Raw genomic sequence first — 17,330 nt, 5'->3', positions numbered from 1 at the left:
CGATTCGCATTTTATGCGTGACAAATTTCCGCCTTCCCGAATCACCGCCTTGGATGAAGGGCGTTGCGTTGCGAAATTGCGTCTTCTGCGCGAAGGCGAAACGGCTACGATGCCGCCCGCACGCTCACCGTGCGTTGGCAGCCTTCATGCTCAAGCTCATCGCCCTTCTGTTTCCCGCATCGCGCGGTCCGGCTCTGCGGCTGATGGCGCTCGTGGCGGTCGCCGCGCTCACCGGCTGCGCCGGCCTGCCGCCGCGCACGCCCGAGCCGCCCACGCTGGCCATCCCCGCCTCGCCGGTCACCGAACTGGGCCGCGCGGCCATCAGCCTCAACACCCCGCCCGACGGCCTTAGCAGCATGCGGCCGCTGATCGAGGCCTCCTTCGCGCTCGACGCGCGGCTCGAGCTGATGCGACGTGCGAAGTCGTCGCTCGACATCCAGACCTACCAGCTCGGCAACGACAAGACCGGCCGCCTGCTGCTTCGCGAGATGCGCAACGCCGCCCGCCGCGGCGTGCGCGTGCGGCTGCTGCTCGACGACTTCTACACGGCAGGCATGGACCGCCTGCTGCTCGGCCTCGCAGCCGAGCCCAACGTCGAGGTGCGGCTCTTCAACCCCTTCGTGAATGCGCGCGACCATTCCTCCGGGCGCTGGCTGGAGTTCTTCTCCGACTTCCGCCGGCTCAACCACCGCATGCACAACAAGCTGTTCGTGGCCGACGGTGCCATGGCCATCGCGGGTGGCCGCAACCTCGCGGACGAGTACTTCCTGCGCAGCGAGAGCGCCAACTTCATCGATTTCGAGTTGCTCCTGGCCGGCCCCGTGGTGCCCGAATCCGCCGCCATCTTCGACACCTACTGGAACAGCGACGTGGTCTACCCGCTGCAGCGGGTGGCCGGTACCAGCCGCACGCCGCAGGCGCTGAAGGCCGATTTCGAGGAAGCGACTTCCCCCGCCCACGCGCCGCCGCCCGACCCGCTGCCGTTTTCCGACCTGCTCGGCGATCCGCCGCTGGGCGCGCAGCTTGCCGACATCGACGAGGCGAAATGGATGCGCGCCGAGGCCCACGCCTCCGCGGACAGCCCCAACAAGGCGCTGGGCGTGATGGCCCACCCGGTCGAGCCGCTCGCGCAGCGCTTCCACGAGATGCTGGCCACGGCCCGTTCGAGCGTGGTCGTGATCTCGCCCTACTTCATTCCGGGCGACGAGGGCATGGAGCGCATCCGCATGGGCCGCGAGCATGGCGTGAACATCACCGTCATCACCAACTCGCTGGCCGACAGCGACGAGCCGCTGGTCAACATCAACTACAACCGCTACCGCGTCGACATGCTCAAGCTCGGCGTGAACCTGTACGAGGTGAGCACGCAGCAGTTGAAGCGCAGCGACCAGTTCCGCACCCTGCTCAAGAAGGCGCGCGGGCGGCTGCATGCCAAGCTGGCGCTGGTCGACCGGCAATGGGTGCTGCTCGGCTCCATGAACCTCGACCCGCGCTCCGCCCGCCTGAACACCGAGTTCGGCGTGCGCGTGCGCAGCTTCGACCTGACCCAGGCCCTGCTCTTCGCCTACCAGCTCGACGACATCGAGGGCGTGTACCGCGTCACCCTCAAGCCCGACGGCCAGAGCGTGCAGTGGGTCGGTACCGGCGACGTCGACAACGAGGTGCTGGACAGCGAACCCGACTCGAGCATGCTGACCCGGCTGCAGCTGCTGCTTTTCTCGTGGTTCGTACCCACCGACCAGCTGTAGCAGCGGCGAAGCCCGCTCCTCAGCCCGACCCGCCCTCGCCATAGAGCCCGATGATCAGCGAGCGCAGCCACGCGATGGCTGGGTCCTTGTGGAAGCGGCCGTGCCAGAACAGGTTGATCGCGATCTCCGGCAGCTTCGCCGGATGCCGCACGTAGGACAGGTCGAAGGGCCCCGCCAGTGCCTGCGCGAGTCTCTCGGGCACGGTTGCGACGAGGTCGGAGTCGTGCAGGATGTGCCCCACGGCCACGTAGTGCGGCACGGTCAGCACCACCTTGCGTGTGATCTTCTTGCGGTCGAGGAATTCGTCTGCCTTGCCGTGGCCCGTGCCGTCCGAAACCACCACGACGTGATCGGCGGCGGAGAAGTCGTCGAGCGCCACCTTCTTCCTGCCGTCCAGCGGATGGCCGCGCCTGAACATGCACACATAGTTCTGCCTGAAGAGCCTGCGCTGGAAGTAGCCAGCCTTCAGCTGCGGCAGCAGGCCGATCGCGAGGCTGACGTGGCCCGCCTCCATCTCGTCCTGCAGGTTCACCGCCGTGTTGCGCACGGTGCTCAGCGACACGTTGGGCGCGACGCGCGCGATCTCCTTCATCAGCCTGGGCAGGAAGTAGATCTCGCCGATGTCCGTCATGCCGACGGTGAAGGCGCGCTTCGACGTGGCCGGATCGAACGAGGCCTTCTGGTTCATCGCCGCGTGGATGACCTGCAGCGCGCGCGCCGTCGGCTCCGCGAGCTGCTGCGCATAGGGCGTGGGCTCCATGCCGTTGGGCGTGCGCAGGAAGAGCGGATCGTCGGTGAGCTTGCGCAGCCGCGCCAGCGCGTTGCTCACGCCCGGCTGCGAGAGACCGAGGCTGCTGGCCACCTTGGAGACCCGGCGGTCGACGAGCAGCTGCTGGAAGACGACCAAGAGGTTGAGATCGATGTCCTTCAGCTCCATCGCCGGCTTCTCACATTCTTGAAATCAATATGAACTATTGATCACATTCTATTGAGCGATGACGCCCGAATGCGGATCATCGACGCACCCACGAGAGACGAACGCCGCCCTCCACCGGACGGCCAAGGAGACACAAGAATGGACGACACCGCATCGGCGGTCTTCCCCCAGAAGATCCACTGGGAGAGCCAGGGCACCAGCCGCATCCCCTTCATGGCCTACACCGAGGCCGACCTGCACCGCCAGGAGCTGGAGCGCTTCTTCTATCGCAACCACTGGAGCTACGTCGGCCTGGAGGCCGAGATTCCGGCTGTCGGCGACTTCAAGCGCACTGTGGTGGGCGAGCGCTCGGTGATCATGGTGCGCGATGCGGAAGACTCCATCAGCGTGGTCGAGAACGTGTGCGCCCATCGCGGCATGCAGTTCTGCCGCGAGCGGCACGGCAACCGCAAGGAAGGCGGCTTCACCTGCCCCTACCACCAATGGAACTACACGCTCGCAGGCGACCTGCAGGGCGTGCCCTTCCGCCGCGGCGTGAAGCAGGACGGCAAGGTCAACGGCGGCATGCCGGCCGACTTCAAGCCGGCCGAGCACGGCCTCAACAAGCTCAAGGTGGCGCGGCGCGGCGGCGTGGTCTTCGCGGCCTTCGACCCCGAGGTCGAATCGCTCGAGGACTTCATGGGCCCGGAGATCCTCGGCTACTTCGACCGGCTCTTCAACGGCCGCAAGCTCACCATCCTCGGCTACAACCGCCAGCGCATTCCGGGCAACTGGAAGCTCATGCAGGAGAACATCAAGGACCCGTACCACCCGGGCCTGCTGCACACCTGGTTCGTGACCTTCGGGCTCTGGCGCGCGGACAACAAGTCGGAGCTGAAGATGGACCGGCACCACCGCCACGCCGCCATGATTTCCACGCGCGGCGCGAGCGGCAAGGCAGACCAGGTGACCCAGGTGTCGAGCTTCAAGGAAAGCATGCAGCTCAACGACCCGCGCTTCCTCGACATCGTGCCCGAGCCCTGGTGGGGCGGGCCGACGGCGGTGATGATGACGCTCTTCCCGAGCGTGATCCTGCAGCAGCAGGTCAACAGCGTCTCGACGCGGCACATCCAGCCCAGCGGTCCCGGCGCCTTCGACTTCGTCTGGACGCACTTCGGCTTCGAGGACGACACGGAAGAGATGACGCAGCGCCGGCTGCGCCAGGCCAACCTCTTCGGCCCCGCGGGTTTCGTGTCGGCCGACGACGGCGAGGTGATCGAGCTCTCGCAGAAGGGCTTCGAGCAGAAGCCATTCCACCGCACGCTCGCCGAACTCGGCGGCCGCGAGGTCGGCGACACGGACCACATGGTCACCGAGACGCTGATCCGGGGCATGTACGAGTACTGGCGCAAGGTGATGGAGGCTTGAGCGATGGACTTCCAGGAGTACTTCGAGCTTTCGCAGCTCTACGCCCGCTACGCCCAGGCCGTGAGCTCCAGCCAGTGGGAACTCTGGCCCGAGTTCTTCACGGAAGACTGCGTCTACCGGCTGCAGCCGCGCGAGAACCACGAGCGCGGCTTTCCGCTCGCCACGCTTTCCTTCGAGAGCAAGGGCATGCTGAAGGATCGTGTCTACGGCATCCGCGAGACCCTCTTCCACGACCCGTACTATCAGCGCCACGTGGTGGGCGCGCCGGTGGTGCTGAAGGCCGAACCCGGGCGCATCGAGTCGGAGGCCAACTACGCCGTCTTCCGCACCAAGCTCTCGGAGCTTTCGAGCGTCTTCAGCGTGGGCCGCTACATCGACGTGGTGGTGCGCACCGAGGAGGGCCTGAAGTTCGCCTCGCGCCAGGTCATCTACGACAGCGAAATGATCCCGAACTCCGTCATCTATCCGATCTGAGGACCGCCATGAGTGAGCTGCAATGGACCGACGCCGCCGCGGTCGACGACGTACCGGCGGACGACGTGATCGCCGTCCTCGTGGGCGGCAATGAAGTCGCGCTCTACAGCGTCGAAGGCAACGTCTACGCCACCGACAACATCTGCACGCACGGGCATGCCCGCCTGTGCGAAGGCTTTCTCGAAGGGCACGAGATCGAGTGCCCGCTGCACCAGGGCAAGTTCGACGTGCGCAACGGCAAGCCCACCTGCGCGCCTGTGACCGAAGCGATCCGCTCCTATCCCGTGAAGATCGAGGGCGGGCGGGTGTTTCTTTCGCTGGGCTGATCTGCAACGGTACGAACCATGAGCGCTGAAGAAAAGACGATCGCGATCGTCGGCGCCGGCCAGGCCGGCGGATGGGCCGCGCAGACACTGCGCAGCGAAGGCTTCGGCGGCAGGATCGTGCTGATCGGCGACGAGGCGCATCGCCCCTACGAGCGCCCTCCCCTGTCGAAATCGGTTCTCGCCGGTGAAGCCCTTCCAGAGACGACCAGCCTGCAGAAGCCCGAAGCCTTCGACGCGCTCAACGTGGACTGGCGCCCGGGAGTGAGCGCGACGCGCATCGACAGCGCGGCGAAGCGACTGCACCTGAGCGGCGGCGACGTCGTCGGCTACGACAAACTGATTCTCTGCACCGGCGGCCGTGCCCGGCGGCTGGGCATTCCCGGATCGGAGCTGCCCGGCGTCTTCACGCTGCGCAACCTCGACGATGCCGCGGCGCTGGGAGCCGCGCTCATGCCGGGCAGGCGGCTGCTGGTCATCGGCGGCGGATGGATCGGGCTCGAAGTGGCCTCGACCGCCCGCAGGAAGGGGCTGGAGGTCACGGTCGTGGAAGCGATGCAGCGCCTCTGCGAGCGCACCGTTCCGTCTGAGATATCCGGCTACCTGCTTCGGCTCCACGCCTTGCACGGCGTTCATGTCGAACTGGGCATGGGCATCGAGCGCCTGGCGCAAGACGCGGACGGCAACGGCCTGATCGCCACGCTCGCCGACGGACGCACGCTGGCATGCGACGTGGTGCTGGCCGGCATCGGCCTGATCGCGAACGACGAGCTCGCGCGCGAGGCCGGCCTGCGGTGCGAAGGCGGCATCGTGGTCGACTCGCAATGCCGCAGCTCCGACCCGGACATCCTCGCCGCCGGCGACGTCGCCGTCTGGCACTGCGAGCGCGCCGGCCGGCGGATGCGGCTGGAGTCGTGGCAGAACGCGCAGGAGCAGGGCATCGCGGCCGCGCGCTCCGCGCTGGGCATCGCGGTCGATCACCAGCCGCTTCCGTGGTTCTGGTCCGACCAGTACGGCATCAACCTCCAGATATTCGGCATGCCGGCGCCGGGACATCGCGCCGTGGTGCGCGGCGACATGGAGAGCGACAGCTTCGTCGTGTTCTTTCTGGATGGCGGCAAGGTCGCCGCCGCGCTGGGGCCGAACGCGGCGCGCGATCTGCGGTTTGCGCGAAGGCTCATCGAGCGCGGCACCGAGGTCACGCCGGAGCAGCTTGCCGATCTTCAGGTGCCGCTGTCCAGGCTCTGAGCGGCGCCGAGGCAGCCCGGAGCTACCAGGATGCCGCGTGGCCGGGCCCTGACGGATACCGGATGCCGCCATCCTTGCCGCTGGGCTCGAACATGTAGCCCACGCCCCATACCGTCTGGATATAGGAAAACGCCCCGTCCTCCAGCAGCTTGCGCAACCGGGAGACCTGCACGTCCAGGCTGCGGTCGAAGGCGCCGAGTTCGCGCCCGCGCGCCACCTGCGCGAGCTTTTCCCGCGACATCGGCTGGCCCGTGTGCCGCACGAGCACCTTGAGAATCGCGATCTGCACGGTGGTGATGCCGAGGATGCGCCCGTCCCTGCGAAGCGTGCGCGTGCCCATGTTGAATTCGAAAGGCCCGAAACGCACGACCTCGTTCGCGATCGAAGGCCCGCCCGGCTCCTCCTTCGGAGGGCTGCGCCGCAGGATCGCCTGGATGCGGGCACGCAGTTCCCGGGGATTGCAGGGCTTGCAGACATAGTCGTCAGCGCCCATCGTCAGGCCCGCAATCCTGTCGGCGTCCTCGGCCTTCGCGCTGAGCATGATGATCGGCGTGCGCGTGCCCGTGGCGCGCAGGCGCCTGCAGACCGAGAAGCCGTCCTCGCCCGGCAGCAGCACGTCGAGCACGATGAGGTCGATGGCGCGGCGCTGCAGGATCGACGAAAGCGCACTGCCGTTCTCGGCCTCGAACACCTCGTAGCCCTCCTGGGAGAGATAGCCGCCGACCAGTTGCCGCAGGCGCGGGTCGTCGTCGACGACCGCGATCGCATCGCAGCGAGGGGAAGCGGTCATGCGAGCGGGTCTTTCGGTGGCGGGCTGCGATGGGCCTCGTTTCTCGAACTCATCGTTCCCCGCAGCCCGCGCGAGCCATCGGCCCTGCGTAAAATCAAATGCAAAATCATGGAAACCGGCTCGATCCGCCAAGTTCGGCATCGGCCCCAAGGCCGGGTGAAAAACCGGGATTTATAGGGCCGGGGCCGTTGATTGATCTAATCCATTAGCAGCCCCATGAGCGCCGTCCCGCGTGCCTCATCACTTGCCTGGCCCCGAAGAGCGACTTGCCGGCCTGGCGAGCAGCGGCGTCGGGCCTGAATCATCGATCCGTGCATCGACTGATGGCCCCGGTTCCCTGCCGCCCCTCCCGGGCCTCCGGAAGCCACCTCCTGCCGCATCGGCGACAGAAAGAGCACGGCCGTGCGATTTCGGATTTCCTGACTGCGGAACTGGCGCCAGCGGCCGCCCAGCCTTGAAACGTCATCGATTGCCCTTATGATTAGCACTCGCTGCTGACGAGTGCTAACAGCCCTCGCTTCCAGCTGATGGGCTGCCGGCCTCCGGTCCGGCGCCCGACCACAAACCCGTTTCTTATCCATACATCCAGGAGATGCAATGAAACTTCGTCCTTTGGCCGATCGCGTGATCGTCAAGCGTGTTGACAGCGAAACCAAGACCGCATCGGGCATCGTGATCCCCGACGCAGCCGCCGAGAAGCCCGATCAGGGTGAAGTCCTGGCAGTGGGCCCGGGCAAGCGCAACGACAAGGGCGAACTGGCAGCTCTGACCGTGAAGGTCGGCGACCGCGTCCTGTTCGGCAAGTACAGCGGCCAGACCGTCAAGGTCGGCGGCGACGAGCTGCTCGTCATGAAGGAAGACGACCTGTTCGCGGTCGTCGAGAAGTAATTCAACAGATCCCCATTCGGAGTAATTAGACATGGCAGCAAAAGACGTAGTCTTCGGCGGCGAAGCCCGCGCACGCATGGTCGAGGGTGTGAACATCCTGGCCAACGCAGTCAAGGTGACCCTGGGCCCCAAGGGCCGCAACGTGGTGCTCGAGCGCTCGTTCGGCGCCCCCACCGTCACGAAGGACGGCGTGTCGGTCGCCAAGGAAATCGAACTGAAGGACAAGCTCCAGAACATGGGCGCCCAGCTCGTGAAGGAAGTGGCCTCCAAGACCAGCGACAACGCCGGTGACGGCACCACCACCGCGACCGTGCTGGCTCAAGCCATCGTTCGCGAAGGCTTCAAGTACGTGGCCGCCGGCATCAACCCGATGGACCTGAAGCGCGGCATCGACAAGGCAGTTGCTGCCCTGGTCGAAGAGCTGAAGAAGGCTTCGAAGCCCACCACCACGTCGAAGGAAATCGCTCAAGTCGGCTCGATCTCGGCCAACAGCGACGAAACCATCGGCAAGATCATCGCCGACGCGATGGACAAGGTCGGCAAGGAAGGCGTGATCACCGTGGAAGACGGCAAGTCGCTGGACAGCGAACTCGACGTCGTCGAAGGCATGCAGTTCGACCGCGGCTACCTGTCGCCCTACTTCATCAACAATCCCGAGAAGCAATCGGCGATCCTGGACAACCCGTTCGTCCTGCTGTTCGACAAGAAGATCAGCAACATCCGTGACCTGCTGCCCACGCTGGAGCAAGTCGCCAAGGCCGGCCGTCCGCTGCTGATCATCGCTGAAGAAGTCGAAGGCGAAGCCCTGGCTACGCTGGTGGTGAACACCATCCGCGGCATCCTGAAGGTCGTGGCCGTCAAGGCTCCCGGCTTCGGCGACCGCCGCAAGGCCATGCTGGAAGACATCGCCATCCTGACGGGCGGCAAGGTCATCGCAGAAGAAGTGGGCCTGACCCTCGAGAAGGTGACCCTGGCCGACCTGGGCCAGGCCAAGCGCATCGAAGTGGGCAAGGAAAACACGATCATCATCGACGGCTCGGGCGCTGCTCCGGACATCGAAGCCCGCGTGAAGCAGATCCGCGTGCAGATCGAGGAAGCCACCAGCGACTACGACCGTGAAAAGCTGCAAGAGCGCGTGGCCAAGCTGGCCGGCGGTGTTGCCGTGATCAAGGTCGGCGCGGCCACCGAAGTCGAAATGAAGGAAAAGAAGGCTCGCGTCGAAGACGCCCTGCACGCCACCCGCGCTGCAGTGGAAGAAGGCGTCGTGGCTGGTGGCGGCGTGGCTCTGCTGCGTGCCAAGCAAGCCGTGGGCGACAAGGTCAAGGGCGACAACGCTGATCAAGACGCCGGCATCAAGCTGGTGCTGAAGGCCATCGAAGCTCCCCTGCGCGAAATCGTGAACAACGCCGGCGGCGAAGCCTCGGTGGTGGTGAACGCGGTTCTGGCCGGCAAGGGCAACTACGGCTTCAATGCCGCCAACGACACGTACGGCGACATGCTCGAGCTGGGCATCCTGGACCCGACGAAGGTCACCCGCACCGCACTGCAGAACGCCGCTTCGGTGTCCTCGCTGCTGCTGACGACCGAAGCCATGGTGGCTGACGCTCCGAAGGACGACGCTCCTGCCGGCGGCGGCATGCCCGACATGGGTGGCATGGGTGGCATGGGCGGCATGGGCATGTAATTGCTCGCCCCCAGGCTGCGCGGCACTTCGTGTCCGCTACGCCTCCCCCCTACCGGGGGCGACACCTGCGGACCGGCAGAGCCGGATCCGCGGTGTCTCGCGAAATGAAAAAAGCCCGGCTTGCGCCGGGCTTTTTTCATGGGCGGTCGTGATTGCTCTGCTACTGGAATTGCGCCTGCACCGCCTTGTAGAGCGCCTGGAAGCGCGTATGCCTCGTCCTGCGGACATCGGCTCCATCGGTCGAGGGAACCAGCTTCTGCTTCACTGCCGGCAGCGTGCACACCTCTGCCACCTCGCCCCCATCCGCCAGCCAGGCCAGCCGCGCCGCGCCCAGCGCCCCACCAGTCTCGCTGCCCGCATAGAGCGTGAGCGGAACCTGGAAGATGTCGGCCAGCAACTGCCCCCACCACACACTGCGCGCGCCGCCGCCGACCAGCGCCATCTCGCGCATCGGCATGTCTTGCGGCAGCCGCAGGGTGTCGAAGCCGTCGCGCAGGCCGAAGCTCACGCCCTCGACCACGGCATAGGCGATCTCCGCCGGCCCGTGCGCATGCGTGAGCCCGAAGAGCACGCCCTGCGCGTTGGGGTTGTTGTGCGGCGAGCGCTCGCCCGACAGGTACGGAAGGAACAGCGGGCAGCGTTCGCGCTGCGCCGGCGCAACGCTTGCGGCAGCTTCGAGCAGCGCCGCCTCGTCGGCAAACCTGAAAGTCTTGGCGGCCCAGCTCACCGCGCTGGCGGCCGAGAGCATCACCGACATCTGGTGCCAGCGCTTCGGCAGCGCGTGGCAGAAGGCGTGCATCGCCTGTGCGGGGTTCGGCAGGAAGCGGTCGGTCGACACGAACACCACGCCCGACGTGCCTAGCGACACGAAGCCCTGCCCCGGCTCGACCAGCCCCATGCCGACCGCGCTCGCCGCGTTGTCACCGGCACCGCCGGCGATCTTGACGCCATCGGGCAAGCCCCATCGCCCGGCCAGTTCGGGCTTGAGCTGCGCCGACACCTCGCTGCCCTCGACCAGCCTCGGCATGTGGGCACGCGTCAGCCCCGTGGCGGCGAGCAGTTCGTCGGACCAGTCGCGCGCGCCCACGTCGAGCCACAACGTGCCCGCCGCATCCGACATCTCGCTGACGGCCTCGCCGCTGAGCATGAAGCGCAGCCAGTCCTTCGGCAGCAGCACGCGGGCGACGCGGCTGAAGATCTCGGGCTCGTGCTCGCGCACCCACAGCAGCTTGGGCGCGGTGAAACCCGGCATCGCGAGGTTGCCCGCGATCTCGCCGAGCCTGGGCACGGCGCGCGCGAGCGCTTCGCACTGCGCACCGCTGCGGCCATCGTTCCACAGGATCGCGGGGCGCAGCACCTCGCCCGCTTCGTCGATCAGCGTGGCACCGTGCATCTGGCCCGAAAGGCCGATGGCGCGCACCGCCGCGAGTTCTTCGGGGTGCGACTTGCCGAGCGCACGCATCACTTCTTCGAGCGCCTGCCACCACTGCTGCGGCGCCTGTTCCGACCACAACGGCTGCGGCCGTTCGACCGTGAGCGGCGCGCGGGCCACGCCCACGATGCGATGGTCGTCGGCGAGCAAGAGCGCCTTGAGCTCGGACGTGCCGAGGTCGAGTCCCAGATACAAGATGAGCCCCTTATTTGATTTGTTCAGACTAGCCGTGCTTTCGCGCGGCGGATGTACGAAGAGCTCGCTTTCCTTTCAAGGAACACCGAGGAACCGGCTTTGCCGGGCCTCAGGCGTAGCCCCGGCGAGGAGGTTGGCGAGGCGACGCGGAGTGCGCGCAGCCTGGCGGCGAACCTCATACCCCGAAGCGCGTGTCGGCCTGCTTGCGGAATTCGCTCGGCGTCATGCCCTTGATCTCGAGAAAGCGCCGGTTGAAGTTCGCCACGTTGTTGAAGCCCACCTGGTAGCAGATGTCGGTCACGTAGTGGTCGGTCTGCATCAGCAGGTGGCAGGCGCTGTTGATGCGCACGCGGTTGACGAAGTCGGTGAAGCTGTTGCCGGTGGAGCGCCTGAAGAAACGGCTGAAGCGGCTCTCGCTCATGCCCAGTTCGGCCGCCACGTCCGACATCGAGATCGGCTCGGCCATGTTGTTGGTGATGCGGTTGACGATGCCGTTGATCTGGTCGACCTGCGCGTCGCCGTCTGCCCCCTGCGCACCCTGCATCTGCACGCTCGACAGCAGCCGGTAATCGGTGCACTGCGCCAGGTCGGCCATGAAGTCGAGGAACAGGCCCAGGCGGCGCACGCCGCGCGCGGCCTTGATGCGGTCCCAGTGCGACTGCGCCTGCTGCGACATGCCGAAGAACTCGATGCCGTGGCGCGCCCGCTCCAGCAGCTGCATCACCTCGCGCAGCTCGGGAATCTGCGCCGCCGCGTGCTCGATGGGCTCGTGGCGGAACTGGATCACGCGGTCGCGCCCCGCCGCGCCGCCTTCGGGCACGTCCAGCGAGATCCAGTTGTGCGGCAGCCTCGGCCCGCACAGCACCAGATGCCCGGGCTGGAAGGGCCCGATCCAGTCGCCGATGAAGGCCTTGCCCGATGTCTCGGTGATCAGGTGCAGCTCGTACTCTTCATGGAAGTGCCACCGCACCAGCGGGCTCGGGAAGCCGTGCGCCAGGCAGCGCACCACGCCGGTTTCTTCGGGGGCCTCGTAGCCCAGCGAGGGGGACCGCGCGAAGTCGCGCTCCAGTTCGGGCTGACGCTGGCGGGGAATCGAGCGCTTGCGGGTGGACGTCGTCATGATGGCAGCCCGGCTCAGGGCCGGGAAGCAGCAGCAACAGCGGTATTTTGTGCCTTCGCCAGCGCGGCGTGAACCGCCTCCAGCGTCGGTGGATCGGCACCCTCGCGGGTGCAGTTGAGGGCGGCGGCGGTGGCGGCGAAGCCCATCACGCCCTTCCAGTCGTCGTCGGTCAGCGCGTCGAGCTGCCCGGGCTGCTCGATGCCGTGCGAGAGCAGCGCCACCGACAGCCCTGCCGTGAAGGTGTCGCCCGCGCCGATGGTGTCGATTACGGTCACGCGCGGCGCCGCCACGCTCAGCGGCGCATGGCCGGTGCGCCAGAGCGTCGCGCCGTCGCCGCCGCGCGTGACGATCACGGCGCGAGCGCCAGCCTTCAGGCACTCGGCGGCCAGCGCATCGACCGGCTGGCCGGGCGCGAGCAGCGCGGCGTCCTCGTCGCTGAGCTTGACCAGGTCGGCCATGCCGAACCAGCCGTTCACACGCTCGCGATAGGCGGCCATGTCGGTGATGAGGCTGGGCCGCACGTTCGGGTCGAACACGATCACGCGCTGCCCGCGGTTCGCCGCGACCAGGTCGGCGATGCGCGTGGCGGCCGGGTCCTGCAGCAGCGAGATCGAGCCGAAGTGCAGGAAGCGGCACTCCGCCGGCAACTGGGGCAGCGGCTCGGGCGCCCAGGTGGCGTCGGCGCTGCCTTGCGTATAGAAGGCGTAGCGGTTGGTCTGTGGCGTGCGCTCGACGAAGGCCAGCGTCGAAGGCGCGCCGCTGCGCAGGATGAAGCTGGTGTCCACGCCGTTGCGCTGCAGGAAGCCCATCAGCCGCTCGCCGAACAGGTCGGTCGAGAGCTGCGTGAGAAAGCCCGTCGGCTGGCCCAGCCGCGCACAGGCCACGGCCGTGTTGAGCGGCGAACCGCCCTCGTGCCCGAGGAACGCCAGGGTGCCAGCCTCGCTGGCGGTGAAATCGATGAGGGCTTCGCCCGTAAGTGCAATGCGCATGGTGTCTGGATTCTGGCGCGGTCAGGCCGGCAGGTCGCGCGCGTCGGCGAGGAAACCGCCTTCCGCGGCCAGCGTGGCGGGATGATCGAGCAATTCGGAAAACAGGCGCGGCGGAATGGTGATGGCGCCCACGCCGATCCGCAGCAGAGAAAGATAGGCCTCGCGCGAGCGGATGCTCGCCACCAGCAGCCGCGTGCCCGACGCGGGCCGCTTCGCGACCAGCGCCTGCATCTGCGCGACCAGCCCCAGCCCGTCGGCGCCGGAGTCTTCCAGGCGGCCGAGGTAGGGCGCGGCATAGGCGGCGCCCAGCTGCGCCGCGAAGTGGGCCTGCTCGGGCGCGTAAACCGCAGTCCAGGTAACGGGCACGCCCTGTTCGATGAGCCGCGCGCCGGCCGCGAAGCCCTGGCGTGTGGCCGGGATCTTCACCACCAGCTGGCCCGGCGCGAAGTGCGCGAGCAGCGCCCGCGCGTCCTCCAGCATGCCGTCGGCGTCCTGCGAATACACCTGGGCCTGCACCTGCCGCGCGCCCAGCTCGATGCAGCGGCGCAGCAGGCCGGGCACGTCGGCGCGGCCGATGCCGGCGCGCCTGAGCAGCGTGGGGTTGGTCGTCACGCCGTGCACCACCGGGTGCGGCAGGCAGGCCTGCAGCTCGGCCATGTCGGCGCTGTCGAGGTACAGGTGGAAGTCTTGGTTCATCGGGTCTTCAGCTCATGACGTTGCCGCCGTCGACATTGAGGGTCTGCGCCGTGATGTAGCGCGCCTCGTCGCTGGCGAGGAACACCGCCGCCCCCGCGATGTCGTCCGGCACGCCCATGCGTCCGAGCGGCACCGCCAGGCCGACCTGCCGCTTCTTCTCCCCGGGCTGCAGTCCTTCGGCCTTGGCGAACAGGCTGTCGACATAGTCCCACATCGGCGTGTCGACCACACCGGGGGCGATGCCGTTGACGCGGATGCCGTGCGGCGCCATGGCCAGCGCCGCGCTCTGGGTGTAGCTGATCACGGCCGCCTTGGTCGCGCAGTAGTGCGACACCAGCGCCTCGCCGCGCCGCCCGGCCTGCGAGGCCATGTTGATGACCGACGCGCCCTGCGTGCCGGCCTCCACCATATGGCGCAGCACCGCCTGCATCACGAAGAACATGCCCTTCACGTTGACGGCGAAGAGCAGGTCGAACGAAGCCTCGTCGCTGTCGAGCAGCGGCGCGAGGTCGAATACCGCCGCGTTGTTGAACAGCGTGTGGACCGGCCCGAAGGCCACCTGCGCCTCGGCCAGCATGTGCGCGATGGCCTGCGTGTCGGTCACGTCGGCCGCGATGTAGGCCAGGCTGTCGGGGTGGCCCTGCTGCAGCGCGCGCACGGCCTCGGGTGCGGCGGGCGCGCGGTCGATCACCGTGCAGCGCGCACCTTCGGCGATGCAGGCCGCGGCCACGGCCAGGCCGATGCCGCCGCCCGCGCCGGTCAGCAGCACGTGCCTGCCCTGCAGCCTGCCGCTCATGGCTTGTGCCCCGCGGCCTGCACGAAGCGCGCGACGCGTTCTCCCGCGCGGCGCACGGCATCGATCAGCCGCGCATCGCCCGCGATGTTGCCCCACAGCCCCGCGTCGGAACACAGCGCGACCACAGGGTCGGCAGCGTCGCAGATCGCGTGCGCCACGGCCTCGTCCATGCCCTGGTCCTGGTAGGCGTAGGGCAGCGCGCCCTTGTGCCAGCGCTGCAGGAAGGCCAGGAACAGCGCGGGCAGCATCGCCACGCTCTCGATGGGCTGGCCTGCAGCCAAGCGCTCGCGCACCGTCGGCGCGATGAAGCCCGGGATCTTCGAGAAGCCGTCCGCCGCCACGCGCTGGTTGGTGTCGCGGATGGCCGGGTTGCCGAAGCGGTCGAGCACCACGTCGCGGTAGGCCGCAAGGTCGATGGGGCTGGGGCTCAGGCAGGGAATGACGTCGTCCGTGACGTAATTGAAGGCCATCTTGCGGATGGCCGCATCGTGCGTGCCTTCGTGGATGAAGCCCAGCCCGATCAGCGTGCCCGCCCAGGCCACGCAGCTGTGAGTGGCGTTGAGGATGCGGATCTTGGCTTCTTCATACGGCTGCACCGACTCGACCAGCTCCACGCCCACGCGGCCCCAGTCGGGGCGGCCGGCCACGAAGTCGTCTTCGATCACCCACTGGATGAAGCTCTCGCCGGTGATGGCGGCTGCGTCGTCGCGTCCGGTGGCGGCCTTCACGCGCGCGCGCAACTCGGGCGGCGGGCGCGGCGTGATGCGGTCGACCATGGCGTTGGGGCAGCGGGTGTTCGCGTTCACCCAGGCCAGCAGGTCGGCATCGTCCGCCAGGCCGATGAACTCCAGCAGGCCGGCGCGGAAGCGGTCGCCGTTGTGGCGCAGGTTGTCGCAGTTCAGCAGCGTCAGCGGGCCCGCGTTCGCGGCCTTGCGCGCGCGCAGGATGGCGCAGACGGCGCCGTAGATGGTCACGCCGTCGCCACCCGTCTCGCCGCGCCGTGCGCGCTCCACGTCGGCCGCGAGGTCGCTGAAGGAGAGATCGAGCTTGCCCTTGTCATCGAGGTAGTAGCCGGCCTCGGTCACGGTGAACGACACGATGCGCGTCGAAGGCGCCGCGCCGCGGGCGATCACGCCCGCCAGCGAACGCTCCCAGGGCAGCACCTCGCGGATCGCGGAGATCTCTTCGTAGCGGTACTCACCCGCGGGCGAGACGGTTTCGAGCGTGTAGCGCCCGCCCTGCGTCTGCAGCGCCGCGACGACCTCGGCCATGTCCGGCCGGATGTTGGCGCCCGAGAGCGACCAGCGGGTGTCGCCCGCGTCGATCAGCCGCTGCAGGTACACGGCCTGGTGGGCGCGGTGGAACGAGCCCAGGCCGAGATGGAGCACCGTGAACTCGGAGAGAGCCGGTGGAGTTTGCGCAATGGTCACGAGAAGGTCCGTTGAAAAGACGGTGGACAGGAGTAGATGGGTCAGGTCACGCGGCGACCGAGCGGCCCTCGCGGTTGAAGAGATGCAGCACCGACGGATCGAGCTCCACGGCCACGTCGTCGCCGGCCTGCAGCGGCGTGCGGTCGTTCTGCCGCGCGATCAGCGGCACGCCCCCCACGTCGACGTGGATCAGCGTGTCGGCACCCAGCGCCTCGACCAGCTCGACGCGGCCGAGCACGTCGGTCACCGGCGCGCCCTGCTTCGGATGCACGCGCAGCCCCTCGGGGCGCACGCCCAGGAAGCCGTCGGCGGGCAGCCTGCCGCCGGTCGCGGCGGAAAAGGAAGGAATGGCGTTGGCCGCCACCATGTTCATCGACGGCATGCCGATGAACTGCGCCACGAACTGGTTGGCCGGGCGGTCGTACAGCTCCAGCGGCGTGCCGACCTGCTCGATCAGCCCGTCCTTCAGCACCACCACGCGGTCGGCCAGCGTCATGGCCTCGACCTGGTCGTGCGTCACGTAGATGGTGGTCGCGCCCAGCGCGCGGTGCAGCTTGTGGATCTCCACGCGCGTGTTGCCGCGCAGTGCGGCGTCGAGGTTCGAAAGCGGCTCGTCGAACAGAAACACCTTCGGCGCCCGCACGATGGCGCGGCCGATGGCCACGCGCTGGCGCTGGCCGCCCGAGAGGTCCTTGGGCGTTCGGTCGAGGTACTGCGTGAGGTTCAGCGTCTTCGCCGCGTACTCCACCTTCGTCTTGATCTCGCTCTTGGAGACGCCCGCCAGCTTGAGCGCGAAGGACATGTTGTCGTACACGCTCATGTGCGGATAGAGCGCGTAGCTCTGGAACACCATCGCGAGGTCGCGCTTGCCCGAGGGTGCCCAGGTGATGTCCTTGCCGTCGAGCAGCAGGTTGCCGCTGGTGATCGGCTCCAGCCCCGCGATCAGCCGCAGCAGCGTCGACTTGCCGCAGCCCGAGGGCCCGACGAAGACGATGAACTCGCCCTTCTGGATCTGCAGGTCGACGCCCTTGATGATGTTGACTTCACCAAAGCTCTTCTTGATGTTCTTGAGTTCGAGGTAGGCCATTCACGACTCCTTGATGTTTTGCCAGCAGGCGAGCGATGCGCCGACGTTGTTCGAAAGCGCGCAGCGCCCCCTCGAGGGGGTTGGCG

At 67.6% G+C, this 17,330-nt stretch carries 16 protein-coding genes; 7 read left to right on the top strand and 9 right to left on the bottom strand.

Features of this window, described 5'->3' with window-relative positions:
- Positions 1–146 precede the first annotated feature (146 nt).
- Positions 147–1,748: a phospholipase D family protein gene (locus ABL838_RS06090; protein ID WP_418124685.1), complete on the top strand. Its 1,602-nt coding sequence runs from the start codon at positions 147–149 to the stop codon at positions 1,746–1,748.
- Between the two features lie 19 nt (positions 1,749–1,767).
- Here ABL838_RS06090 and ABL838_RS06085 read toward each other — a convergent pair whose 3' ends face one another.
- Entirely contained in the window at positions 1,768–2,685 is a 918-nt protein-coding gene (locus ABL838_RS06085; protein ID WP_418124683.1) for a LysR family transcriptional regulator, read from the bottom strand.
- Between the two features lie 138 nt (positions 2,686–2,823).
- Between ABL838_RS06085 and ABL838_RS06080 the strand changes: the two genes are divergently transcribed.
- The 4 genes from ABL838_RS06080 to ABL838_RS06065 are packed head-to-tail and all read left to right on the top strand — an operon-like array spanning position 2,824 to position 6,137.
- A complete protein-coding gene (locus ABL838_RS06080) occupies positions 2,824–4,092 on the top strand; it encodes an aromatic ring-hydroxylating dioxygenase subunit alpha (RefSeq protein WP_126022962.1) in 1,269 nt (422 codons plus the stop codon).
- 3 nt (positions 4,093–4,095) lie between these two features.
- Positions 4,096–4,566: an aromatic-ring-hydroxylating dioxygenase subunit beta gene (locus tag ABL838_RS06075; protein WP_126022961.1), complete on the top strand. Its 471-nt coding sequence runs from the start codon at positions 4,096–4,098 to the stop codon at positions 4,564–4,566.
- Between the two features lie 8 nt (positions 4,567–4,574).
- Complete coding sequence (locus tag ABL838_RS06070) at positions 4,575–4,892, top strand: non-heme iron oxygenase ferredoxin subunit (RefSeq protein ID WP_126022960.1); 318 nt, start codon at positions 4,575–4,577, stop codon at positions 4,890–4,892.
- 18 nt (positions 4,893–4,910) lie between these two features.
- Positions 4,911–6,137: an NAD(P)/FAD-dependent oxidoreductase gene (locus ABL838_RS06065; RefSeq protein ID WP_418124682.1), complete on the top strand. Its 1,227-nt coding sequence runs from the start codon at positions 4,911–4,913 to the stop codon at positions 6,135–6,137.
- A 22-nt stretch (positions 6,138–6,159) separates the two neighbouring features.
- Here the strand turns inward: ABL838_RS06065 and ABL838_RS06060 are convergent, their stop codons facing one another.
- Positions 6,160–6,927 carry a response regulator gene (locus tag ABL838_RS06060; RefSeq protein WP_418124680.1) on the bottom strand — a complete coding sequence of 256 codons (768 nt, stop codon included), beginning with the start codon at positions 6,925–6,927 and terminating at the stop codon, positions 6,160–6,162.
- A 597-nt stretch (positions 6,928–7,524) separates the two neighbouring features.
- Here ABL838_RS06060 and ABL838_RS06055 point away from each other — a divergent pair.
- Complete coding sequence (locus tag ABL838_RS06055; RefSeq protein WP_007835162.1) at positions 7,525–7,815, top strand: co-chaperone GroES; 291 nt, start codon at positions 7,525–7,527, stop codon at positions 7,813–7,815.
- A 31-nt stretch (positions 7,816–7,846) separates the two neighbouring features.
- Positions 7,847–9,499 (top strand): chaperonin GroEL, encoded by a 1,653-nt coding sequence (gene groL, locus ABL838_RS06050; RefSeq protein WP_126022952.1) that lies wholly within the window; start codon positions 7,847–7,849, stop codon positions 9,497–9,499.
- 160 nt (positions 9,500–9,659) lie between these two features.
- Here groL and xylB read toward each other — a convergent pair whose 3' ends face one another.
- The 7 genes from xylB to ABL838_RS06015 form a co-directional block, all read right to left on the bottom strand.
- The gene (gene xylB, locus ABL838_RS06045; protein ID WP_418124679.1) at positions 9,660–11,126 is read right to left on the bottom strand and encodes a xylulokinase; all 1,467 of its coding nucleotides are present in this window, start codon (positions 11,124–11,126) and stop codon (positions 9,660–9,662) included.
- 175 nt (positions 11,127–11,301) lie between these two features.
- A complete protein-coding gene (locus ABL838_RS06040; protein WP_184635034.1) occupies positions 11,302–12,246 on the bottom strand; it encodes an AraC family transcriptional regulator in 945 nt (314 codons plus the stop codon).
- 14 nt (positions 12,247–12,260) lie between these two features.
- Positions 12,261–13,235 carry a carbohydrate kinase family protein gene (locus ABL838_RS06035; protein WP_418124678.1) on the bottom strand — a complete coding sequence of 325 codons (975 nt, stop codon included), beginning with the start codon at positions 13,233–13,235 and terminating at the stop codon, positions 12,261–12,263.
- A gap of 21 nt (positions 13,236–13,256) precedes the next feature.
- Positions 13,257–13,931 (bottom strand): transaldolase family protein, encoded by a 675-nt coding sequence (locus ABL838_RS06030; RefSeq protein ID WP_418124677.1) that lies wholly within the window; start codon positions 13,929–13,931, stop codon positions 13,257–13,259.
- A 7-nt stretch (positions 13,932–13,938) separates the two neighbouring features.
- Positions 13,939–14,727, bottom strand: a complete 789-nt coding sequence (locus ABL838_RS06025) for an L-iditol 2-dehydrogenase (protein WP_418124675.1) — start codon at positions 14,725–14,727, stop codon at positions 13,939–13,941.
- Complete coding sequence (dalD, locus tag ABL838_RS06020; RefSeq protein ID WP_418125837.1) at positions 14,724–16,115, bottom strand: D-arabinitol 4-dehydrogenase; 1,392 nt, start codon at positions 16,113–16,115, stop codon at positions 14,724–14,726. Before dalD ends, ABL838_RS06025 begins: the two co-directional genes overlap by 4 nt.
- A gap of 88 nt (positions 16,116–16,203) precedes the next feature.
- On the bottom strand, positions 16,204–17,244 hold the full coding sequence (locus ABL838_RS06015; RefSeq protein WP_418119305.1) for an ABC transporter ATP-binding protein: 1,041 nt from the start codon (positions 17,242–17,244) through the stop codon (positions 16,204–16,206).
- Positions 17,245–17,330 lie beyond the last annotated feature (86 nt).

This window comes from Variovorax sp. 160MFSha2.1, assembly GCF_048305075.1.
In the GTDB taxonomy this organism is placed as follows: Bacteria; Pseudomonadota; Gammaproteobacteria; order Burkholderiales; family Burkholderiaceae_C; genus Variovorax; species Variovorax guangxiensis.
This window is presented reverse-complemented; position numbering and strand designations above follow the sequence as displayed.